The 23,352-nt window shown below is 41.2% G+C and carries 21 protein-coding genes; 12 read left to right on the top strand and 9 right to left on the bottom strand.

All coding sequences use genetic code 11. The annotated features are described in order from the left end of the window. The first annotated feature begins 48 nt into the window (after nucleotides 1–48). The 6 genes from IGI50_RS12405 (at nucleotide 49) to IGI50_RS12380 (ending at nucleotide 5,834) form a co-directional block, all read left to right on the top strand. Nucleotides 49–1,104 carry a glycosyltransferase family 1 protein gene (locus IGI50_RS12405; RefSeq protein ID WP_438777122.1) on the top strand — a complete coding sequence of 352 codons (1,056 nt, stop codon included), beginning with the start codon at nucleotides 49–51 and terminating at the stop codon, nucleotides 1,102–1,104. Between the two features lie 114 nt (nucleotides 1,105–1,218). After that, nucleotides 1,219–2,019 (top strand): 4-hydroxy-tetrahydrodipicolinate reductase, encoded by an 801-nt coding sequence (dapB, locus tag IGI50_RS12400; protein WP_438777121.1) that lies wholly within the window; start codon nucleotides 1,219–1,221, stop codon nucleotides 2,017–2,019. A gap of 443 nt (nucleotides 2,020–2,462) precedes the next feature. Then, nucleotides 2,463–3,623: a cystathionine gamma-synthase gene (locus tag IGI50_RS12395; RefSeq protein WP_438777120.1), complete on the top strand. Its 1,161-nt coding sequence runs from the start codon at nucleotides 2,463–2,465 to the stop codon at nucleotides 3,621–3,623. A 21-nt stretch (nucleotides 3,624–3,644) separates the two neighbouring features. Continuing rightward, on the top strand, nucleotides 3,645–4,418 hold the full coding sequence (locus tag IGI50_RS12390; RefSeq protein ID WP_438777119.1) for an amino acid ABC transporter substrate-binding protein: 774 nt from the start codon (nucleotides 3,645–3,647) through the stop codon (nucleotides 4,416–4,418). A gap of 18 nt (nucleotides 4,419–4,436) precedes the next feature. Then, on the top strand, nucleotides 4,437–5,090 hold the full coding sequence (locus tag IGI50_RS12385; RefSeq protein ID WP_438777118.1) for an amino acid ABC transporter permease: 654 nt from the start codon (nucleotides 4,437–4,439) through the stop codon (nucleotides 5,088–5,090). Nucleotides 5,091–5,102: 12 nt separating this feature from the next. After that, nucleotides 5,103–5,834: an amino acid ABC transporter ATP-binding protein gene (locus tag IGI50_RS12380; RefSeq protein WP_438777117.1), complete on the top strand. Its 732-nt coding sequence runs from the start codon at nucleotides 5,103–5,105 to the stop codon at nucleotides 5,832–5,834. Nucleotides 5,835–5,881: 47 nt separating this feature from the next. On the opposite strand, the gene IGI50_RS12375 is transcribed toward IGI50_RS12380, so the two are convergent. The 4 genes from IGI50_RS12375 to IGI50_RS12360 form a co-directional block, all read right to left on the bottom strand. Beyond that, nucleotides 5,882–8,551: a cation-translocating P-type ATPase gene (locus tag IGI50_RS12375; protein ID WP_438777116.1), complete on the bottom strand. Its 2,670-nt coding sequence runs from the start codon at nucleotides 8,549–8,551 to the stop codon at nucleotides 5,882–5,884. Between the two features lie 365 nt (nucleotides 8,552–8,916). Next, complete coding sequence (gene pepA / locus IGI50_RS12370; RefSeq protein ID WP_438777115.1) at nucleotides 8,917–9,990, bottom strand: glutamyl aminopeptidase; 1,074 nt, start codon at nucleotides 9,988–9,990, stop codon at nucleotides 8,917–8,919. Nucleotides 9,991–10,009: 19 nt separating this feature from the next. Next, entirely contained in the window at nucleotides 10,010–10,750 is a 741-nt protein-coding gene (locus tag IGI50_RS12365) for a class I SAM-dependent methyltransferase (RefSeq protein ID WP_438777114.1), read from the bottom strand. Between the two features lie 139 nt (nucleotides 10,751–10,889). Continuing rightward, nucleotides 10,890–12,332: an amino acid permease gene (locus IGI50_RS12360; protein WP_438777113.1), complete on the bottom strand. Its 1,443-nt coding sequence runs from the start codon at nucleotides 12,330–12,332 to the stop codon at nucleotides 10,890–10,892. Between the two features lie 229 nt (nucleotides 12,333–12,561). Here IGI50_RS12360 and IGI50_RS12355 point away from each other — a divergent pair, with 229 nt between their 5' ends. Continuing rightward, nucleotides 12,562–12,987 carry a GNAT family N-acetyltransferase gene (locus tag IGI50_RS12355; protein ID WP_438777112.1) on the top strand — a complete coding sequence of 142 codons (426 nt, stop codon included), beginning with the start codon at nucleotides 12,562–12,564 and terminating at the stop codon, nucleotides 12,985–12,987. Between the two features lie 47 nt (nucleotides 12,988–13,034). Here the strand turns inward: IGI50_RS12355 and IGI50_RS12350 are convergent, their stop codons facing one another. After that, the gene (locus tag IGI50_RS12350; protein ID WP_438777111.1) at nucleotides 13,035–13,736 is read right to left on the bottom strand and encodes a DUF554 domain-containing protein; all 702 of its coding nucleotides are present in this window, start codon (nucleotides 13,734–13,736) and stop codon (nucleotides 13,035–13,037) included. Nucleotides 13,737–13,898: 162 nt separating this feature from the next. Next, nucleotides 13,899–15,332, bottom strand: a complete 1,434-nt coding sequence (locus tag IGI50_RS12345; RefSeq protein WP_010745582.1) for an APC family permease — start codon at nucleotides 15,330–15,332, stop codon at nucleotides 13,899–13,901. 518 nt (nucleotides 15,333–15,850) lie between these two features. Here IGI50_RS12345 and IGI50_RS12340 point away from each other — a divergent pair. Then, complete coding sequence (locus IGI50_RS12340) at nucleotides 15,851–16,438, top strand: ATP-dependent Clp protease proteolytic subunit (RefSeq protein ID WP_010745583.1); 588 nt, start codon at nucleotides 15,851–15,853, stop codon at nucleotides 16,436–16,438. A gap of 155 nt (nucleotides 16,439–16,593) precedes the next feature. Continuing rightward, nucleotides 16,594–18,153: a PucR family transcriptional regulator gene (locus tag IGI50_RS12335; RefSeq protein ID WP_438777110.1), complete on the top strand. Its 1,560-nt coding sequence runs from the start codon at nucleotides 16,594–16,596 to the stop codon at nucleotides 18,151–18,153. Between the two features lie 41 nt (nucleotides 18,154–18,194). Here IGI50_RS12335 and IGI50_RS12330 read toward each other — a convergent pair whose 3' ends face one another. Further along, complete coding sequence (locus IGI50_RS12330; RefSeq protein ID WP_438777109.1) at nucleotides 18,195–19,220, bottom strand: threonine aldolase family protein; 1,026 nt, start codon at nucleotides 19,218–19,220, stop codon at nucleotides 18,195–18,197. Nucleotides 19,221–19,328: 108 nt separating this feature from the next. Further along, nucleotides 19,329–20,012, bottom strand: coding sequence for a metal-dependent hydrolase (locus tag IGI50_RS12325; RefSeq protein WP_438777108.1), 684 nt, complete (start codon nucleotides 20,010–20,012; stop codon nucleotides 19,329–19,331). A gap of 157 nt (nucleotides 20,013–20,169) precedes the next feature. Here IGI50_RS12325 and IGI50_RS12320 point away from each other — a divergent pair, with 157 nt between their 5' ends. Beyond that, nucleotides 20,170–20,820 (top strand): B3/B4 domain-containing protein, encoded by a 651-nt coding sequence (locus IGI50_RS12320; RefSeq protein WP_438777107.1) that lies wholly within the window; start codon nucleotides 20,170–20,172, stop codon nucleotides 20,818–20,820. 27 nt (nucleotides 20,821–20,847) lie between these two features. Here the strand turns inward: IGI50_RS12320 and IGI50_RS12315 are convergent, their stop codons facing one another. Next, nucleotides 20,848–21,324 (bottom strand): YbaK/EbsC family protein, encoded by a 477-nt coding sequence (locus IGI50_RS12315; RefSeq protein WP_438777106.1) that lies wholly within the window; start codon nucleotides 21,322–21,324, stop codon nucleotides 20,848–20,850. 219 nt (nucleotides 21,325–21,543) lie between these two features. On the opposite strand from IGI50_RS12315, the gene IGI50_RS12310 reads away from it, so the two are divergent. Both IGI50_RS12310 and IGI50_RS12305 read left to right on the top strand, forming a co-directional pair. Next, nucleotides 21,544–22,500: a sugar-binding transcriptional regulator gene (locus IGI50_RS12310; protein ID WP_438777105.1), complete on the top strand. Its 957-nt coding sequence runs from the start codon at nucleotides 21,544–21,546 to the stop codon at nucleotides 22,498–22,500. Nucleotides 22,501–22,657: 157 nt separating this feature from the next. Continuing rightward, the gene (locus IGI50_RS12305; protein WP_438777104.1) at nucleotides 22,658–23,338 is read left to right on the top strand and encodes a fructose-6-phosphate aldolase; all 681 of its coding nucleotides are present in this window, start codon (nucleotides 22,658–22,660) and stop codon (nucleotides 23,336–23,338) included. Nucleotides 23,339–23,352: the final 14 nt, after the last annotated feature.

The following is a 23,352-nucleotide window of genomic DNA, read 5'->3' as shown; positions in this document are numbered from 1 at the left end:
CGTATCTTATTTTGAAAACTTATTTTAGGATAGGAAGGATGCGGAATTATGTTAGTGCAACCATTAAATCAAAGACAAATTTTTGGAATGAAGAGAGAGTCCTTACAAAAGAAAGTAGAACTTTTCTATCAAGAAACGCAGGATGCCGCTGCGATAATAGAGTATGCTATTGCGGTAATGATAAGAAATTCGTTAGTGATCGGAGATTTTTCTCTCCTTTTTACTGAGTTGATTCGTGAAATCTATCTTCATACGGAGCCAACAGATATGTTGAGACGTTTTTGTCCTCTTTTTGAACATTACTTTGATCAAGGTGAATGGAAACAGGTTAAGCATCGATTATTTGGAAATTCTAAGATGTATCACAAGTTAAATGAAATCTTAGGTTTCTATAAAAATTACCTGCAAGAAAAGACTACACCTCTTGAGTCGTTAGACGGGCAGCAATATAAACTTATTTCAGTTTTTGAGGATGCCAATAGTAAATTACACACTTGGAATTTAAGGGATGCCGATCCAAAGATAGCAACAGAAAAAGCAGATGCCGTATTAAATTTGTTGACGATGTTGACGATTTTTCGAAAAGCTGGAGTGAGAAGATTTGTGAAAGTTGAAAAATCTGATATTGTGAATTGCACACGCAGAGCTCTTATTGCGAAAAAGAATGAGCAGGAAGAGCTTGAATCCGTGGAACTGACGAATCAGGAAATCATCGATAAACTGGAGGCATTTTTCCCTGAAAATAGGGAAGCACTAGGAAAAAATGATCCCACGTTGGGAGCTGTCGATGAGGAAAAAGAAGAAAATACTCAAGAGTTTATTAAAGCAGGCCATAATACAGAATCAAGAAAGTTTCGCGAGGATGGGGGAGCATCTGAAGGAAGGAGTGATCACAGGACAATTGCCGTCATTGATGAACCTAAATCAAGCACTGAGAAAAAGACATCATTAGCACTTACGGCCTATGAGCGAGATAAAACAGTTTATACAAAACCAAAAAGTAAAAAGCAAAAGGACCTAGAACGTAAAGAAAAGATGCTGAAAGATACACCGTATGGACGAAAAAAGAAACCAAATTCACGAAAGAAAAGGAATCGTAAATAATTCTTATCTCCTTGAAAAAGAAGGTTTCTTTCAAATGTCTATTTTTAAGATTTTTCTTTCTCCGTACATGGTAAACTGTTTTTGAAACCGTTTTATTCGTAAGGAGGAGAAACATTGATCAAAACAATTATTGTTGGACCAAAAGGTAAGATGGGGCGATTGATCACGCAAATAGCCGCTGGAGATGAAAGATTTACACTGGTTGCTGGAGTTGGTCCTAAAGGGCGCGATTATATTGGACAAGATTTAGGTCAAGTGGCGATGATCGGTAATGAGCTTGGTGTGGAAGTTGTGGACGACTTGGCCAGAGTGATTGAATCCTGTGAAGTCATCATTGATTTTTCTTCGAAGGAAATGGGATTAGAGACCTTGCGCTTGGCAAAAAAATATAAAAAAGCGTTGGTCTGTGGGACGACAGGCTTTAGTCCAAAGGAAAAGGAAGCATTCCATCAAGCGGGAGAAGTGATACCGATTCTTTATGCCGCAAACACGTCCAAACTGGTGAATGTCATGAATCGACTGCTGCAATTAACCGCCGCGGCAATCGGTGACGAAACAGATATTGAAATTGTAGAGATGCATGATCGCTGGAAAAAAGATGCTCCAAGCGGTACTGCCAAAGAAATGGGAGAGCTGATTGTCCATGAATTGGGTGAAGAGCTTTCTGAGTTAGCGATTTATGGTCGGGAAGGTGCCGGCGAACGAAAAAAAGGCTCGATTGGGTATCATTCTGTACGTATGGGAGATACACCGAGCAGTCATACGGTTTTCTTTGGCGGCTTCGGAGAGCGATTGGAAATCAGTCACCATTCCACTGATTGGCGTGGTTTTGCTAAAGGGGCATGTGACTGCGCCGTCTTTTTAGCGAATCAAAAAAAAGGGTATTATACTGTTGCAGATGTCTTGAAATTATAGAAAAATATTTTAGTTATTTTTGAAGAATTTTAAAAGCTGATTTAAAAGCAGCTTTCTTTGAGATGCCCAAGAGAAAAAGTTATTTTAAAATTATCTGAGATTTAATTGATTGACTTCTCATTTTGTAAATGCTAAATTGAGTGCAATCATTTAAGGAGGTCAGGACATATGGCAAACAACATTGCGAAACGTAATCTTCAAGCAGTTGAATCAGCATGTTGTTGTATGGTGCAAAAAAGCAGCATACGAATTTGTCATGTCTATTAACTGTTCTGAGCTCGTTTGAAAATGAAGGAAACTTCTAAATTTTTGACGAATCTAAGAGGTGCAGCTTTAATAGCTTGCACCTCTTTTTTTGTACGCAAAATTCGAGATAGGGGGAAGCAAAATGTGTTGTTGCTTGGCAGATGAACGCAGAAAACAAACTTACAGGAGGAATTAATATGCATTTATCAACCAAATTGATCCACGGAGGAATCAGCGAAGACCCATTGACAGGAGCGGTCAGTGTACCAATTTATCAAACCTCAACGTATCGACAAAAAAAATTAGGGCAGCCGGGAGATTTTGAGTATTCCCGTTCAGGCAATCCTACTCGTTTCGCATTAGAAGAGTTAATTGCCGAATTAGAAGGTGGCGTAAAGGGCTTTGCTTTTGGATCAGGTTTAGCTGCCATTCATGCGACATTGTCTATCTTTCAACCTGGAGATCACTTAATCCTAGGTGATGATGTTTACGGAGGAACTTTCCGCTTATTGGAGAAGGTCTTTAAGCCGTTAGGGCTGATTTATACCATGGTGGATAGTCGTGAGCTTTCACAACTTGAGGCGGCATTTACCGAGAAAACGAAGGCTCTCTATTTGGAGACACCGAGCAATCCCTTATTGAAAATTGTTGATTTGAAGAAAAGTACCGATTGGGCAAAATCCCATAATTTACTAACAATCGTGGATAATACTTTCGCGACCCCGTATTTGCAACAACCATTAGCTTTAGGTGCAGACATTGTCTTGCATAGTGGGACTAAATACTTGGGCGGACATAGTGATCTGGTTGCCGGACTAGCAACCACAAACGATGAGATACTCGCTGAAAAAATTGGATTCTATCAAAACTCTATAGGTGGAGTATTAGGCCCGCAAGATAGCTGGTTACTGCAACGGGGAATCAAAACTCTTGGGGTAAGGATGGAAGCACATCAAAAAAATGCGGGAACCATCGCAGAATACTTAGCAAACCATCCGGATGTAGCGACTGTTTACTATCCTGGACTTGATAGTCATGGTGGCCATAAAATTGCTGCGAAGCAAATGCGAGGATTTGGTGGTATGGTGGCCTTCGAGCTAGTAGATGAAAGTAAATCAGCAGAATTTGTTGAGTCATTAAAAGTGATCACTTTAGCGGAAAGTTTAGGTGGTGTTGAAAGCCTAATTGAGGTTCCAGCTGTTATGACCCATGCATCGATTCCAAAGGAGAAACGGGAAGCAGCGGGAATCAAAGATGGATTGATCCGCTTCTCTGTCGGCATTGAAGATATCTCCGATTTACAAAATGATTTAGAACAGGCTTTTACTAATATAGCCACAGAAAAGGCAAAAAAATAGCCAGAAGGGAATTGAGAAAAAATGAAAAAATCAATTATAGCAGTTGCTAGTTTACTCGTCGTGGGGGTTCTATTTTTAGCTGGATGCCAGTCTAAGGATAGCGGCGAAGCAAGTTCAAAAAATGTCCTGAGAGTAGGGACGGAAGGAACCTATTCACCGTTCTCTTTTCGTGATGACAATGATAAGCTGACTGGTTATGATGTCGATGTCGCAAAGGCGATTGCTAAAAAGATCGATTATAAAATCAAGTTTGTTGAAGCACCTTGGGATTCCATGTTGGCAGCCTTTGATGCGAAAAAGACAGACGTGGTCTTTAATCAAGTAGCGATCACTCCTGAACGTAAGGAAAAATACTTGTTCAGTACGCCTTATTCTGTTTCTCATCCAGCGTTAATCGTCAATAAAGACAACAATGAAATTAAGGATTTTGCTGATTTGAAAGGAAAGACATCGGCTCAATCATTAACTAGCAACTATGCACAAATGGCGGAAGACCTTGGCGCGGAAATTTCAAGCGTCGATGGCTTCAGTAAAGCAGTTGAATTAGTAGTAGATAATCGAGCAGATGCGACGCTGAATGATGACGTGACCTATTATGATTATTTAAATCAAAAACCAGATGCGCCAATCAAGATCGTGAAAACTTCAGATGAAGCGACAGAAGTAGCTGCGATGTTCCATAAAGGCGATGAAGAGTTAGCGAAGAAAGTGGATAAAGCAATCAAAGAACTAGAAGCAGATGGGACATTGACTAAACTATCAGAAAAATATTTTAAGAAAGATATTTCTAAGTAACGGAAAGGACTAAGTAGAATGGAACGAACAATTGATATTATTCAAAGCTCTGCGTTGCCGCTATTTTGGGCATTGCTAAAGATGACAATTCCGTTAACGCTGATTTCATTTGCTTTGGGGATGGTCTTGGCACTGATTACAGCCTTAGCCCGGATTTCAAAAAATCGCTTCTTAAATGGTATTTTCTTTCTCTATGTTTGGATCTTCCGCGGAACTCCGCTGCTGGTCCAATTGTTCATTGTCTTTTTTGGACTTCCTTCAGTAGGAGTCCAAATGGATGCATGGACAGCTGCGATTTTGACTTTTTCACTAAATACTGGCGCGTATGCTTCTGAAAACATTCGTTCCGCTTTACTGGCCATTCCTCAAGGGCAATACGAATCTGCAGCATCATTAGGGATGAGTCGTTGGCAAATTTTACATCGAATCATTGCTCCCCAGGCGTTTAAGATTGCATTGCCGCCGTTATCGAACAATTTTGTGAGTCTTGTTAAAGATACTTCTTTAGCGGCTAGTATCACTATTGTTGAAATCTTCATGACAGCACAGCGGATCGCTGCTCGGACTTATGAGCCTTTATTGCTTTACAGTATGGTGGCTTTGTATTATTTAATTCTTTGTACCTTCTTGAATTATTTACAATCTGTACTTGAAAAACGGATGGTCTATTAAGGAGGAAAAAAGATGTTAACAATCGAAAAACTAAATAAAAGTTTTGATGACAATCAAGTCTTGAAAGACATTGATTTGTCCTTTCAGCCAGGGGAAACTACGGTTATCTTAGGTCCCTCAGGCTCAGGAAAAAGTACACTGCTGCGTTCAATTGATTTATTAGAGACGCCCGATAGCGGCAGCATAAAAATTGATCAGGATAATCTGACTTTCCCACAAAATCTGTCTTTTCGACAATTAAAAGAATACCGTGGACATTTTAGTATTGTTTTTCAGGCATACAATCTTTTTCCTCATTTGACGGTAATTCAAAACGTCATGGAGGGGCCTACTCAAGTAAAGAAGGTTTCGAAGGATCAAGCAAGAAAACAAGCAGAACAGCTGCTGACTAAAGTTGGTCTGCTGGATAAAGCGGCGGAACACCCAAAACAATTATCTGGTGGACAGATGCAGCGGGTAGCGATTGCGCGAGCATTAGCGATGGAGCCAGAATTTATGCTTTACGATGAACCGACCAGTGCTTTAGATCCTGAGTTGGCACAAGAAGTTTTACAGGTCATTAAAGATTTAGCAGAATCAGGCAATGGACAAATTGTTGTGACGCATCACTTGGAATTTGCTCGGAAAGTGGCTGATCGGATTGTCTTTTTAGAAGAAGGAGCAGTTACTTTCGATGGCAGCAGTCAGGCATTCTTTGAAAGTGATCATCCACGAATTCAGCGTTATTTACAACAGTTTTTATAATATGAAAGAGGCAGTGCCAACTTTGGGCACTGCCTTTTTACGTGAATTTAGCAATTGTTTAATTGTGTCTTTGTTTTAGGTTCTTGGACTTTAACTATAATCAACTTAGTAATCTCCATTAATAGAACTGCTGAAGTAGCTAAGGCGAGGGCTAAACCAATCTCCTTCAAAGCAAAGGCAGCTGGAATAGCGAAGACTTCACGCAAGCCCGGCAATAATGTCAGACTGAATAGTCCGGCACAGACAAGAATAGCAAGTAGAACCATTTTATTGGAGAACAAACCAACTTGTAAGGAAGTTTGTGTGTTTGAACGTGCCGCAAAGGTTTGCAGTGTCCGACTTAAGATCAGGGTAGAGAAGGCCATCGCGACACCCATTTCTGCAGACTGCTGATTCCCAATCCATTGGGCAGCAATGACAGCTAAAGCGATTAGGATTCCTCTGTAAGTGACTGAGACTAATGTTTTACCGGTAAAGATCCCACTGTTTGGATCACGAGGCTGTCGTTTCATTATCGTTGGTTCTGCTTTTTCCATTCCTAGTGCGATTGCCGGCAGAGAGTCATTGACTAGGTTAATAAAGAGCAGCTGTAAAGCTGTAAATGGATTTGCCCAACCGATCGCTAGTGCAAAGATGATGGCGATGATCGCACCTAAATTACCAGCAAATAGATAAGCGACAGCTTTCTTGATATTGTCAAAAACGTTTCGTCCAACTTCGACTGCCTTGATGATTGAGGCGAAGTTGTCGTCAGTTAGGACCATCGCTGAGGCATCTTTAGCTACATCGGTTCCCGTACCCATGGCAATACCAATATCTGCTTGCTTTAGAGCAGGGGCGTCATTGACACCGTCACCAGTCATAGCAGAAATTTTCCCCTTATCCTGCCAAGCGCGAACAATTCTGATTTTATTCTCTGGTGAAACACGCGCATAAACCGTTATTTGTTCCAATTGATCAGCTAGCTCTTGCTCACTTAACTGATCTAATTCAGCACCAGTCAGTGCAAGGTCTCCTGGTTGGAAAATTCCAATCTCTTTTGCGATTGCAACAGCGGTTGTTTTGTGATCGCCTGTAATCATTACGGTTTGAATCCCAGCGGAGTTTGCATCTGCCACTGCTTGGAAAACTTCTTCCCGTGGCGGGTCGATCATTGCTAGTAAACCGACTAAGACAAGATTTTCTTCGTCATTTAGCGTTAATGAATCAGATGCTACTTCTTTATAAGCAAAGGCTAAAACACGTAATGCACGTTCAGAAAAGGCTTCATTTTGCTTCTGGAAACGGCTTTTTAAGTCAGCTGTAAAATCGACGACTTGACCATCGAGTAAAACTTTCGAGCTGCGTTCAAAAACGATATCTGGTCCACCTTTAGTTACCATGATCTTTTGCTGATCGATCGTGTGGAGTGTGGACATTAATTTCCGATCAGAATCGAAGGGCAGCTCGGCTTCACGGGGATATTTTTTTCGTAATTCCCGATAGGATTGATTTTGCTGCTCACTGTAATCTATTAGAGCAATCTCTGTAGGATCGCCTAATTTGGTGCCATCTTCGCTAATCGTTGCATCATTGGCTAACACACTGATTTCAATCAAGCGTTGTTCGTCTGCTTCCCACTGCTTCGGATCTTTTGAAAATTCACCACTTTGTCCATCGGCTAAGAAATGGTCCACAACTGTCATTTTGTTTTGTGTAAGTGTTCCTGTTTTATCTGTACAAATAATACTGGTTGAGCCTAATGTTTCTACTGCTGGCAGCTTGCGGATAATCGCATGCTGTTTCGCCATTTTTTTCGTTCCTAAGGAAAGTACAATGGTAACAATCGATTGTAACGCTTCAGGAATGGCAGCGACAGCAACAGCTACAGCAAACATAAAGGCGTTGACGATATCTTGTGTCATATCCGTTGAACCATCTAAGAAAACTCGCAGGAGCTGAACCCCAAGGATTACTAACGATAGAACTAGAATAGCAATACTTAATTTCTTGCTGAAACGATCCAACCCACGCTGAAGAGGGGTCTTTTGTTCTGTAGTCGATTCTAATAAACCAGCGACTTGACCGATCTCAGTTTCACTACCAGTCGCAGTTACTAAAAATTTTCCGCGCCCGTAGGTGACAATCGTTCCACTAAAAACCATGTTGATTCGATCACCGATGGGGACTTGATTACTTAACGTAGTGAGTTCTTTTTCCGCTGGTGTGGATTCACCAGTTAGCATTCCTTCATCAACCTTTAGCGAACCCGCTTCAAGTAAACGACCGTCGGCTGGTACATAATCACCTGCTTCTAAGATGACGATATCACCAGTCACGATTTCTTTAGCGGGAATACTTTGCTCTTGCCCCCCTCGGAGAACACTGGCATCTGGAGCAGAAAGTTTTTTTAAGGCGTCCAATGAACCTTCAGCCTTTTTCGTTTGAATGACGCTTACGATTGAGTTTAGCAGTAAGACCGCAAAGATGACAATTGACTCAACATGAGCGCCCATAATCATCTGTACCACAGCAACGATCAACAGAACGATTACCATTGCGTCTTTAAAGGTTTCTAAAAATAAAGTCAGCGAAGATTTTTTCTTTGCCTCTTTTAACTGATTCGGACCATTTTCTTGTAGCCGCTGTTGGGCTTTCGCTTGATTTAAACCTTCTGGTGCAGTCTTCAAGTCCGTCATTAATTTGTCTGTTTCTTGTTGGTACGCGTGTTTTGTCAATTTATATCCTCCAATAATTTTTATTTCACTTCACTCGGCACGCTATTGCTGTCATTTTCCTAACTACGCGAAAGCGTAAAGAAAAACTGACAAAAAAAGAGACCCAAGGCAAGTGTTTAAACTTGTCTTAGGTCTCACCATTTCATACGATACCAGAAAACCATTACTGGTTAACTTACTGTTGATATCACAACAACAACGTTGCCGGTTACTCCCCTAAGGAGTTATTAATATGTTTAAATCTTAACGGAAATAATTTTTGATTGCAAGAAAAATGCTGGTCCTAGTCAACTTAATCATCTATTAAGTCAGAAAACCCTTTATTAGTCTTGATTTAATAAAGTTATTTAATTTTTCTTAAGGGACTATTTTCCAGCAATAATGGTTTTGATTGTACTTTCGTCTAAGCCCTTTAATACTTGGATCAGCATTTCTCTAGCAGCATCAAAATCCGCTATGCTGAACATTGTTTGATGGGTATGGATATAGCGGCCGCAAACACCAATCACTGTACTTGGAATCCCTTCGTTTGCAGTATGAGCGGCTCCTGCGTCCGTTCCACCTTTAGAAACAAAGTATTGGTAGGGGATATTGTGTGTTTCGGCGGTGTCTAATAAATATTCCCGCAATCGAGGAAGTAAGATCATACCAGGATCTTGAATCCGCAAGAGGGTCCCTTCACCTAAATGACCAAACGTTCCGTTAGTGGTGACTAAATCGTCCGCAGCCGAACAATCTACCGCGAAGAATAAATCTGGCTGGAATTTAGTTACCGCTGGCTTTGCGCCACGTAAACCAACTTCTTCTTGAACATTTGCCCCAGCGATCAAGGTGTAATCCAATGATTCCTTTTGCAGAGCTTCCAACGCTTCTAATACGACTGTACAACCATAGCGGTTATCCCAAGCCTTGCTGATTATATTTTTGCCGTTTGCTGTTTTCACCGTTTCTGTTTGAGGAACGATGGTGTCTCCAGGTAAAACACCAAAAGCTAACGCTTCATCCTTTGATTCAAAGCCCGCATCGAAAAGGATATCTTCAACTTTAATTTGTCCTTGTCCGTTTGTTCCACGCAATAAATGTGGCGGCACAGAAGAGGAGATGCATGGATAATTGCCTTTACTGGTTTTTAAGGTAAAACGCTGGGCCGAAACGACGTAGGGATTCCAACCGCCTAAAGGGACTACCTTGAATAGTCCGCGGGGTGTAATCTCTGTGAGTATAAAGCCGACTTCATCCATATGGGCCGCCACCATGACACGTGGTTTACTGTCGTCGGACTGACGCAAGCCGAAAATTCCGCCTAAGCCATCTTGCTGTACTTCATCGACTAGTGGCGTAATCGCATCACGCATGTAGCTGCGGATGTCTTCTTCAAAACCGCTAGTTCCTTGAAGCTCGGTTAATTCTTTAATTCGTTGAAATGTCTTTTCTTCCATTGGAGAGCCTCCTCAATTGTTAAAATCCGTTCTTATTATAAGTCTTTGGCACGTGAAAATAAATTAGTTCAAAATCAAGAAATTGTCGATTTGTTGCTTTTTCGTTGTTAGCAAAGTTTTTTTCGATAATTTTAGCTAACGCGACTTTCGAGAATTCCTCTTCAAAATACTCTTGAAAGAAATCCCGACTAATCTCTTCCTTCTTCGTATAGACAAAACGTTTTGTTTGATAAGGAATCTTCCATTCAGTCAGAAAAGTCTTATACCGTTCATTTAATAATAGTTCCTTCTGCTGCTCTTCATAAGGTGAGAAGAGCTGGTCTTCATCTTTTACTGCACGCAAGATCAGACACCAATCCTTGCTGGCTTGACAAACAGTCAATAAATCTTGTTTTGTTTCTAGAGCAGGGTTCATTGCTGAAAAGACCACATTATAGCGTTGCTTATGTTGAGATAAAAAGGTTTCTTGTGCTTGGTTGATCAGTTGGACATTGCCAGCAGCTTTTTTGGCTGCAATCATTAGCATTTTTTGAGAGATATCCAGTAAATGGTACTCCTTTACCTCTCTTTGAATCGTCGCTAGATAGCGTCCTGTTCCACCAGCAAGATCTAAAAAGGTTTCGCAGGGAATGATTTTTTCTTCTAATAAAAAGTCCCGTAAATCTTCAGCAATCGGGAACAGCGATTCTTGCTGAATAGCTTCATAATCTTCTGCGAAATTATCCCAAAATGCTGCCAATTCATCCAAATAATTCGACATAGTTCTCATCCTTCTTCATACATTTCCTAAGTATACACCTCTCAAATAGGAATTTAAAAGGCAGGAACTCTATTAAATAAAGTCAACAAACTGAAGCCCTAGATGAAAGCACAACTAAATTCATCCAGAGCTTCTTGATTTATTCATTGACCGATTGTTGTTCCCGTTTAGCAATCATTGGCAGGATCATCCCTAGTAAGATCAAGACAACAGGAGTGACGATGTTAGAGATTAACTGGAATATCCAAGATTGCGGATCTGCTGCATAATCAACCTTCGGCAGCATGCCTAAGATGCAGGCGAGGATAGTAAAGGCAAAGCACCAGAAACCTACGATGAAACCAAGTTTTGGATTCTTAATAAATTTGTATTCTGAGTGGAACTTTTTGTATTGAGCATTCAGCATCATGTAAGCGAAGAAGACCCAAATATAGCGCATTGGCATTACGATGGAATTCAGGTTCGTCAGCCATTGAACCAAGATGCTCATACTCTTGATCCCAAAAATCGGCAGAATGATAATGATACTCACAAGGATTCCAGTCAGTAAATAGCCATTCACTAGGGTGCCTTTTTGATTTTTCTTCCGCAGCCACTGAGGAACATACTCGGGATCCGCATCTGAAAGTAAAATTTTCAGCGGCGCATCAATTGAGAAGGCCAGGGCGGAGGATTGAACGGCTGTTTGGGCCAAGCCATAGATGATCATTAAGAGATTGCCCACGCCTAAGTGGCGACCTAAGATTTGAAATGCACTGTAGGCACCATTGGCCATCAGATCATCCGGAATATTGTTGCTGTCAAATAGCATCCCCATAGCGACTGAGCCGAGTACGGCGCTCAAGCCGATCATGGTTGCCATAAAGATCATAGCCTTCGGAAAGTTCTTGGTAGGTCGATCAATCGAATTTACGTAAGGAGAGATTTTTTCAGCGCCGCCTACTGCAAAGACCAGCATGGAGATCGTGGCGAAATAGTTTAGGTTGAAATCGGGAATATATGTTTTTACATCACCCATATCTGGCGTAGCCATCTTGAATGAAGGATCTATCGTTGGGACAGCCACGGCTAAAATGATGAACAGAATTGACATAATCAGCATCCCTGAACCTGCAACGCTTCCGATAACTTTCAGCGTCGTCAGTCCTTTAGTAGAAAGAAATAAGAAAATCAAGAAAATAATAAATGAGATAATAGCAACCGTTTGGACACTCATATCCGTAGCGACGCGACCATTTCCTTTAAAGACCCAACCAAGGGCAATTAAAACGGATTGCGGTTTTTGCGCTAAATAGGTAATATGGACCACCCAATATGTCCATGCAGCGTAATAGGCAATTTTTCTTTTTCCAGTGGTTTCCTTGACCCAGGAACTAACCCCGCCAGAACTTGTTTTGAAGGTAGAGCCTAACTGTCCAACAATCAACGCGTAAGGAATAAAGTAGAGGAGCATGATCAGAATCCATGAAACTACTACGGAGATGCCCTGCTGCGCATAGTTGTTGACCACATTGCCAAATCCCCAAACCATACTAAAAGCAATCATTGAGACCGTAAACCATCGAATCTTTTTATCAGACATTTGTTTTTCTTCCCTTCTTTTTGGTGCGATTATTCACAAACACAAAAGATAACGCTTACATTTCTTCTTATAAGTATAGAGAAGAAATAGAAAGAAATAATTCACTTTACAGATTTCTAATGTACTTTTTTTTAATTATCATTTTCGTTTCATTTTTGTCTTTTTGCTTTAGTCAGAGTCATGTTAAAATAACCCTTACTACGATAAAAGGGAAGCTAGGAGAAAATTCGTGAAGATTGAACAAAGTGAAAGAGCGACGTTGATGCCTTTTTTAGAAGAGTTATTTGATCAGCAGCACAAAAGACGGTTTACAGATGAGGTCCCAGAAGCTGATGAGAAAATTCTCGCATTTGGTGCATGGATCGATGGGCAATTAGCAGGTGGGCTCGTTGGCAAACGGCAATATGATACACTGCATATTTCGTTGCTTGGCGTAGACGAGGCGTATCAAAAATTAGGTGTGGGTTCGAAGTTGATGCGGGCGATGGAGGAGCAGGCACGGCGAGAAAAGGTAACGACCATTACGTTGACGACGAAAGCATATCAGGCATTAGATTTTTACTTGAAGCTGGGCTACGAAATATTTGGCAAATTGGACGATGTACCTATGATTGGGACTACAAAATATTATTTAGCCAAAAGAATAAGCAGATAAGGAGCGGTCAAACGGCTCCTTTATCTGCTTATTAAGCGAGAGATCCTTTAAAAATAATAATATTGAACGACCATGATCCCGATCAAAACCAAGATACCCGGTAAATAATTGGAGACGCGAATTTTTGTAAGCTTCATGACATTCAAGCCAATCGCTAAGATCATCAAGCCGCCGATAGCGCTGATCTCGTTCATCAAACTATCTAGCAGCTCCTTTGGCAAATAGCGGACGATCACACTCGCGAAGATTGTAATGGCTCCTTGATAGATCAACACTGGAAAGGCAGAGAAAATAACCCCAATTCCTAAAGAGGCTGTCAGCATAATCGACATGAAACCATCCATTACAGCCTTCGTAAACAATGTTTGATGACTTCCCGTAACTCCGCTTTCGATAGCCCCAATGATCCCCATCGATCCGATCACGTAGATTAAAGTAGCCGTGACGAAGCCTTCCGCGAAATTACTGTTTCCCCGTGCGAAGCGATTTTCTAAAAATAAACCGAGACGAGTCATGGAGTCTTCAATCTTCAAAAATTCTCCAATCATCCCACCCAGGCAGATACTGATAATAATGACAATAAAAGAGCTGGCCTGCAGCGACATCTGAATCGCTAAGGCGACGACTCCTAGGGAGATCCCCTTTGTTACGGTATCCTTTGTCTGTTCTGTGATATTTCGCAGAACGATACCAGAAAAGCTTCCCGCCATAATCGCGAGACAGTTCACCAATGACCCCAACAACAACATAACACTCACCCGTTTCTATGATTTCGATGAAAGAATAATGACACGTTATTTAGAAATCATCTTACCACGAGTAGAAATCTTTTTGAATAGGAATAGAAAAAGACTGGCCGACAGATTCAATAAGGAACCTGAAAACCAGTCTGTAAGCAAAGCAACATGCAGCTACGCTTCTTTTTCTCGTTCGCGTTTAGCTAAGCCAGGCATAATGAAGCCTAAACCAATCAATACGGCAATACCGACGATGTTAATAATTAATTCGTGCCAGAATAAGCTGGAACCGTAAGGCGCATCCTGCGGCAGGACACCGAACAAAGTAGCGATAACGGTGACAACCAAACACCAACCGCCAACAAATACGGCCATGCGATCATTTTTGATAAAGACATAATCTGATTGGAACTTGCGGCTGTCTAAACGAATTCGAATGAAGGCGTAGAAAATCCAACAAGTAACACCTGGCGAAATGATCCCGTTAAGGTTCAATAGCCAATTGAAAATATCGTTCATCTCAGGTAGGAAAACGCCTAATAGTAAGATAAAGGCACTCAAGGCAGTTGTTAAGATATAGCCATTGATAGGTAAGCCGTCATCATTTAGCTTCGTCAGCTTCTTCGGCATGAATTGTTTGCCGGTATCTGAGATCAGCATGCGGGTCATTGCATCTAACAGAACAGCTAAAAGCGCGCACATATAAATAATTTGAGTAACAGCAAAAACATACATCAAGGTATTTCCTAGATGGAAAAATTCTCCTAAACGTTGGAATGCGTAGTAAGAACCGTTCATCTTTAAATTATTTGGCAAATGATGGGCGTTGAAAAAGACGCCTAAAGAGAAGGAACCAAAGACTGTTAAGAAAATCGTCATAACCGTCAACATAATCATTGCTTTAGGGAAATCCTTTTGCGGCTTGCGCATCCGTGTGACGAAAGGGGCGACCAGCTCTGCACCATTAATCGCATAGATCAGTAACCCGATCGTTGTCAAATAATGAAGGTCAAATTTCGGAATGACCGCTCCAAGGTTCATCGGCTGTGTTTCAATGTGACCATTTGGCATAAATAATGAAGCAAAGGTCATAAAAACAAACAGAATAGCCATGATGAACATCGCACCACCGCCTAAGGTGCTTAGTACCTCTAAAGATTTTTTAAAATGACGCTGCAGGAAAATAAAAGCTAAAAAGACACAGAAGGTCAATAAAGCAAACATGGAGTTGGACATTTTATCTTCCATTGAATCATTTCCGTTGACGAGCCAACCAAAGCCGACCACTACCGCATTAGCGGTATCAACGACGTAAGGAATTGATGCGGCCCAATAGGTCCAAGCTGTAAAATAGCCTAACCGATCCCCGCTAGTTCCTCGCACCCAAGAGGTTAAACCGCCACCCTCATGATTAAAAACCGATCCTAGCTGCCCAACCATCAAAGAATAAGGAATCACATATAATAGCAGTAAAATAATCCATGAAGTAATAACACCTAAACCTTGATTGGCAAAGTTGTAAATAATATCATCAAAGCCGATGACTGTAACAAATGACATCATGGCAAGCACAGGCCATGAGATAAAGCTTTTCTTTTCCTCAATCATGTAAGTTGCTCCTATTTCGTATAAATGTATTCATTTTTCATAAATCGTGAAAAATGCTCTTATCATCGTTTCGCATACGATTCCACTCCCTACTAAAGTCTGGAGTGGAACTCGCAAAATGAGTCAGATTCTCAACACGTAGATCATTCTGCTAAAAAGTCTGCATACTGCTCACCTAAAAGTAAAAAGAAAAATGGTATACACACATAGCTGACTGTGAAAAGCAGAACGGACGTCCTTGTATAAATTATCTCAACGGAGCAGCTGATGATGGAGGCTTATTTCGATAGGTCACGAAGATCCCCCTTCTATTCATAAAATACGATTTATCATCCCACAAAAAATAAAATAGTGCCACTAAAAACCGTTTCTAGGAGAGAGTGTACCATAACTGATCGGGGAAAATGAGCATTATTGTGACAAAACAAGTCGGAATAGTTGCTCTTTCTATCATTTCTCCCGCTTTTTGGCTATACTAGAATCACGAGAAACGATTAGACATCGAGGAGGTACTTTATATGAACGAATTATTTGCCGAAGAAGCAACTGAAAAAATGGAAGAAAAAAATCCAATGCTGTTAAAACTATTGAATCAACGGACAATTTTGATTTACGGAGAGATTACTCAAGAATTGGCGAAGACAGTGACAGAGCAACTACTATATTTATCTGCCATCAATGATGAGCCGATTACAATGTTCATCAACAGCCAAGGTGGTCATGTAGAATCTGGAGATACGATTCATGACGTGATTCGCTTTATCAAACCAAAAGTAAAAATGATCGGAACCGGCTGGGTTGCTAGTGCTGGGATCACCATTTATTTGGCGGCGGACAAGAAAAACCGCTATAGCTTACCCAATACCCGTTACATGATTCATCAGCCTGCTGGCGGTGTTCAGGGACAGTCGACTGAAATTCAAATCGAAGCTAAAGAAATTTTACGTATGCGTAAACGTGTCAATAAACTGATCGCCAAAGCAACGGGTCAAACATTGGAACAGATCGAAAAGGATACTGATCGTAATTTCTGGCTTTCAGCCGAAGAAGCAAAAGACTACGGCATCGTCGGGAAAATCGTCGAATCTGATACAGCGATTAAATAAGATAAATGGAGATGGACGTCTGTTCATCTCTTTTTTTAATTATTTAAGAAATAATCTGCCTTTTTTGAAGAAAAATGGATAGACAAGGAAAAGTGAATCTGCTAAGGTTAGAAGAAAAATAAAATTTGATGTGAAAATTTTAAGGAGGGGAAAATTTGGGTGCAAAATTAAAAGAGCTGTTGGGTTTACCTTCTTTGCGTGATGCTCAATTAATGAGTGGGTCAAATTGTTTAAATCAGACAGTCACATCTTTGTCTTTCTTGGATATTTCGGATATGAATGACTGTGCGGATCTACTTGAAACCAATGAATACCATTCAGGAGAGTTGATGCTGACATCTTTTTTTGACATCAAAGACGACATAGCAAAACAGTGTGAGACAATTTGTCGGTTACATAAAATGGGCGAGCTGGGAATTATTCTTTATTACGTAGGAATCGTTGTTCCGAGGCTCTCGCCGGAAGTAATAAAAACAGCGGAGGAATTGGATTTTGTAATTATCCAGATGCCAAAAAATCAAAATCAGATTCGCTACAGTGAAGTCATCGTAGAAGTGATGGCTCGAATTTTAAAAGAGCGTCCAACAGAAAATATCGTAAATGAGGTTTTGGAGAAAATTTCCTTATTACCGGAGCATTTGCGTACAGTAGAGGTGACATTGAAGCTGCTTTCCGATCTTCTGCGGACCAATATTATTTTGACAAATCCTGACAATGAAGTCATTAATCAAATCAAATGGCCGCGAAATTCCTCTGTTGATTTAGAGCGGCTGCTGCGTCGTGTTGTGGTGGATGATGGTCAGCAGGTTCAGAAAAATGATTTCGCCATCTTTTATAAAGAACTGTACCACAAAGAAAATGGGATGCTGCGCTTTTATCTTTTGAAGGAGCATGACCTCCTGACAGAAGCAGAATGTGCGCAATCAGTGGAGCTGCTGCAGGTGGCAATGAACCTCTGGGGCAAAAAGCACGGAGAAGTCAGTGAATATGCGTTAGTACAGGCCATTTTAAATGATGAAAGTGAGAAGATGTATCGCTTAGCCAATCATTTGAAGATTGACGTTAAGGGAATTGGTTTGATGTGGCTACTGCAATTGAATGATCTCAGGGAAGAAAAAAAATTAAAAGAAGATATTCTGACCTATGCGTCGAAATATTATAAGACCTGTGTAGCACAATTGATGGATGATCAATTAATTGTTTTATTGGGAAACTATTGCCACAATGATTCTGAGCTTGAGCTAGGAGAAGCTTATCTGCAAACCAGTCCCTATCAGGAAATGATCGATAGCATCGTCTTATGTCCGCGGCTGCGGAATACTACGGATGTACGAATGACGTATCAATTGGTCAATAGGGTGGCTTTGCAGCTTCCACGGCTGTTTCACGGAAAGAAAAGTTTTTCTATCAGCGAGATTCGGCAAGTTGCTCATGCCAGTAAGCTGATTCAAGCTGGCGAGGCAGAAGTGGAAGAGACACTCAGTGTGCTGGCACCGATCATGGAGAGTAAGGAACAGCTTATGACATTGTGCAGCTTTTTATTGGATGCTGGGGCGGATTTTCAAGTTTGCAGTGAACAATTATTTATCCATAAAAATACAGTGAAATATCGAATCAAAAAAATCAGTGAGGCGTTAGGCTACAATGTCATGCGTTTTTCTGAAAGTTATGAATGCTACGTGGCCTGTTTGACCTATCGGTTAATCAGTCTATAGCTGAAGCAAAAAAGGCGGATCGAGTTTGATCCGCCTTTTTGTTATAGCAATGCTAATAACGCGTCAACGTCTTCTTCCTTCGTTGCCCAGCTTGTCGCAAAGCGAATGACGGTATGAGTGTCATCGTATTGCTCCCAGAAACTAAAGGCCACCTCTTTTTTTAGTTCATCCATTTGACTATTCTCTAAAATGACGAATTGTTGATTGGTGGGCGAGTCTAAATAGAAGCGATACTTTTTATCATGCAACCCTTTTTTTAACTTCATCGCCATAGCGATAGCATGTTCACTAATCTCAAAATATAACTGGTCTGTGAATAACGTATCGAATTGAAGTCCCAAGAGACGTCCTTTCGCCAAAAGCGCTCCTTGCTGTTTCATGTGAGCGATAAAATATTCTGGCAAATTATTTTTTGTGAAGACGATCGCCTCTCCTAAAAAGGCCCCTACCTTAGTTCCGCCAATATAAAAGACATCGCAGTATTCCGCAATCAATGGCAGAGTCAAATCAGATTCAGGACTAGCCAGACCATAGCCCAAGCGCGCGCCGTCCATAAAAAGAGGAATCTTGTATTCACGACATACTTCAGAAATAGCTTTCAATTCCTCTTTGGAGTAAAGGGTGCCGTATTCTGTTGGATGAGACAAATAGACCATTCCTGGAAAAACCATGAACGCTCGATTGTCATCTGTCCAAAATTGCTCAAGATATGCCCGGATTTGCCGAGCGGAAATTTTACCATCTGTTTGAGGGAGACTTAAGACTTTATGTCCGGAGAACTCAATGGCACCAGTCTCATGGGTAGTGATATGACCTGTCTCAGGTGCGATGACCCCTTCGATCTTCTTTAATAAAGAAGCGATCACTAGTGCATTGGTCATCGTACCGCCAGCGATGAAGAAAACATCTGCTTCAGGACAAAGACAGGCTTGGCGAATTTTTTCGACTGCCGAAGCAGAGTACTTGTCACGACCATAGCCGCTTAGCTTCTCCTCATTTGTTTCAAGCATGCGCTGAAGAATCTTTTCATGCGCGCCTTCTAAATAGTCACTTTCAAAATTTAACATAGGCAACTCCTTTCCATTCGTTTGCTGTCTATTCATTGTAGCAGAATTGATGGAAACAAGAACAGCCAAAAAAAGACTGTGAACGAAGATTCGTCCACAGTCCCGCAATTAAATCTCGATCGTTTCTCCAACGCGCATAACTTTTCCGACATTTTTCGGCAACAGCTGTACAAAGGCTTCCGGGTCCTGTTTGATGACTGGGAAGGTATTGTAATGAATCGGTACGACCTGTTTCGCCCGTAAGCGTTTCGCGGCACTAGCGGCTTCGTGAGGTCCCATCGTAAAATTATCTCCGATTGGCAGAAAGGCGATGTCGATGTCAAAGGCTTCACCAAATAAAGCCATATCTCCAAAGTTTGAGGTATCGCCTGCATGATAGATGGTCTTTCCTTCTGCTTGCAAAATAAAACCGGCGGGTTCTCCCATATATAGTGTTTGACCGTCCACTTCATAGCCTGAGCTATGTTGAGCGTGGACCATTTTTACTCGTCCAAAGGGAAAATCATATTTCCCGCCGATATTCATGCCGTGAGTCTTTTTCACTCCATTTTTTTCAGCGAAGTTGCAGATCTCTACGATACTGATAATCGTCGCGTCATTACGTTTAGCGATTGGGATCATATCACCGATATGATCGCTGTGTCCGTGGGTCACCAGGATCCAATCAGTCTCAACATCCTCCGCAGGTAAATCGGTCAAAGAATTTCCTGTTATAAATGGATCGAACAATAGCTTTTGACCGTCTTTCATAACAACTGATAGCACTGAGTGACCATGATAAGTAAGTTTCATAGTATCTCCTCTTTTCAATAAACGATATTTTTGTTGGAACCTTATTTACTATTGCATATCTTCATTATAACGAAGACCTACGAGAATAAGTAAGCTTTTGCTTTGCAATCAAATCGTTTAAACTGAAAGAAAAGAAGAATCCTATGGAGGGAAGAACATGCAGCTTACAATTGATCCAAAAGTAAAAGAAGCAGGTGTCTCATTGGCGTATAGTGTGATTGAGTTTAAGAATGAAGCCCATAATGAAGGGATCTGGCAGGAATTACTGAATCCGTTGATTCAAAAGATCGAAGAAGAAGACACCCTAGACGGTATTAAAGAAGACCCTCAAATTCTTGCGACAAAAAAAGTGTACCGTGCCTTGGGAAAAGATCCCGCGCGTTTCCGCCCCTCTTCGGACAGCTTGTGGCGGCGAATTGTTCAGCAAAAGGGCTTGTATCAGATCAATGCTCTTGTTGATTTGAATAACTATTTTTCATTAAAGTGGAAACTTCCCTTTGGTGCCTACGATCTTGAAAAAGTAACAGATTCGATCCACTTGACGGTGGGAGCCCCCGAGGCTCGCTATGCTGGAATCGGCAATAAATCCGTCAATATCGAAAATCTTTTAGTATTAGAAGATGGGGATGGGCCGTTCGGTAGTCCAACATCTGATTCAACACGAGGAATGATCACCGAAGAAACAACGCAGGCGTTACTAGTGGGTTATCAATTCAAAGAGGATACTGTTGTTAATCAAGCTGAGTTAAAGAGTGTCTTAGAAACATATTTAATGGACTGCCGTATTCTTGAACAGGGAGTCATATAAAAAACGAGACAGACAGCCTGTCTCGTTTTATTCCCAGTTTTTACAAACATCTACCCACTGTTTAAAATGCGTGTATTTTTCTAATTCTGGTATAGTCAATTCGATGGCGTTGTTGGAATCCCCACAGGCAGGATATACGCTTTCGAAGCGTTTTAGCGATTCATCTAAATAAACCTCGATTCCGGGATTGATTCCAAAGGGACAAACTCCGCCAACTGGATGTCCGATAATCGCCTCTACTTCATCGGCTTTCAGCATTAACGCTCGTTCACCAAAGGCGGCTTTGTATTTGGCGTTGTCAATCTTTGCGTCACCGGCAGCGACGATCAAGAGACTTTTGTCGGCTTTTTTCAATTTAAAGGACAGGGTTTTGGCGATACGCTCTGGCGCGCAATTCAGTGCTTGTGCAGCCAATTCAACAGTGGCGCTAGATACGGGGAATTCTTGGATACGCTCAGCGATTCCATAGTATGAAAAATATTCTTTTACGGCTTCTACAGACATTTAGTTTCCTCCTTAAGGCTATGAATCAAACAAGGATTTCATAATGAAAGGTATTTGATGTTCTTGTGATCTATCTGTTCTCTAAGAAGCCAATTTTCCAGACAGGCTGCTTAGAGAGCAGTCTTGTTTGATTAATTATTAATGATACACGCTTTGTGGAACGCAGTAAATGATCGTTTGTTAGAATAGAGATAGAGATTTCGGCGGGAGGATGAATGGATGAAGGAAGATAAGAAAAAGCTACTAGCAAAAATCGCTTATATGTATTATGAACAAGAGCTGACACAAGCACAAATTGCAAAAGAATTAGCGATCTATCGGACAACGGTCAGTCGAATGCTCAGTCAGGCTAAGAAACAAGGGATCGTGGAGATCAAGATCAACCATTTTGATGCAAGCTTGTTTGAACTGGAGGAGAAATTCAAGCAAACCTTTGGATTGACAGCTGTCGAGCTTATTCCAACTGAAAATGATGCCAATGAAGAGGCAAAAGAAGAACAGCTGGCTGAGGCTGCTAGCGCATGGATCCGCCGGCAATTAACAGACGAGATGGTCATCGGGTTGTCTTGGGGAGCGAGTGTCGGCAGAGCGATAAATAAAATTGACGCCAAGCAGCTATCGAACGTTTCTGTCGTTCCTGTTGTCGGTGGGCCGAGCCATATCAATTCACGGTATCATGTCAATACGCTGGTTTATGAGTTGGCTCGAAAATTGAATGGAACCAGCTTGTTCGTCAATGCTACTGTGATCCAAGAAACCAAGGAGCTGGCGGAGGGAATCTTTCATTCGAAGTATTTCCACGATTTGAAGGAGTATTGGAAACGGTTGGATTTTGTTATTGTTGGAATTGGTGGTCCTTTGAGCTATCACAAGAGTCAATGGCGAGACTTATTGTCAGCTGCAGACTATGAAGAATTAAAGTTGCGGGAAGCAGTAGGAGACTGCTGCTGTCGTTTTTATGATGCCTACGGCAAGCGATTGAATGGCACATTGAATCAGCGGACAATCGGTCTGACTTTAGAGGAGTTAGCCAACGTTCCTCAATCTGTGGGAATTGCGCGAGGGATTTCGAAGGCTCGTTCGATTGCCCCTTTGCTGGAAAAAGGCTATCTTAAAACCTTGATCACGGATCAGGAGACAGCACAGGAAATTTTACGTGTGCATCAACGAAAGTAGCTCTTTTTTCAGACGTGCACATTTGTGCAATTGCTAAAAAAATTCCTTAGCGAAAGGCTTGATGAAAAGCTTTTCGCTTTTTTTGTTGGATGAGGGCAGAAAAAGGTTCTTGAAGATGCTATGCTTGATTTATAAAATAAGCAAGGGAGTTTTAATCATGGAATTTATGCTAGACACAGCTAATATTGCTGATATTAAAAAATTTGCTGATATGTTGCCCATCGCAGGCGTCACTTCAAATCCGTCAATCGTAAAGAAGGAAGGAAAAATTGATTTCTTCCAACATATGAAAGATATTCGTGGGATTATTGGAGACCATCGTTCGTTGCACGTACAAGTCGTTGCAACAGACTATGAGGGCATCATCAAGGACGCTGAAACAATCTTAGCGAATATCGATCAAAAAGTATTTATCAAAATCCCTGTGAATGAACCAGGATTAAAAGCCATTAAAGAATTGAAACGTCGCGGGATTAACGTTACCGCTACGGCTATCTATACAAAATTTCAGGCTTATTTAGCCATTGCAGCAGGTGCTGATTATATTGCGCCGTATTTTAACCGGATGGAAAATCTGAATATTGATCCTCGGGAAGCCATTTTTGAAATGGCAGAGGAGATTGCTCGTACAAAGAGCGAGACAAAAATTTTGGCAGCCAGCTTTAAAAACGTTGGACAAGTCAATGCCGCTTTAGAAAATGGCAGTCAAGCAGCCACAATGGGTGTAGATATCATTCAACAAGCTTTGGCTATGCCATCCATCGCACAAGCTGTAACAGATTTTACTGGGGATTGGGAAGCTATCTTCGGTGAAGGAACAACAATCGCTGATTTATAAAAGAAGATAAATCA

Source organism: Enterococcus sp. DIV0170, assembly GCF_051710765.1.
In the GTDB taxonomy this organism is placed as follows: domain Bacteria; phylum Bacillota; class Bacilli; order Lactobacillales; family Enterococcaceae; genus Enterococcus_A; species Enterococcus_A raffinosus.
This window is presented reverse-complemented; position numbering and strand designations above follow the sequence as displayed.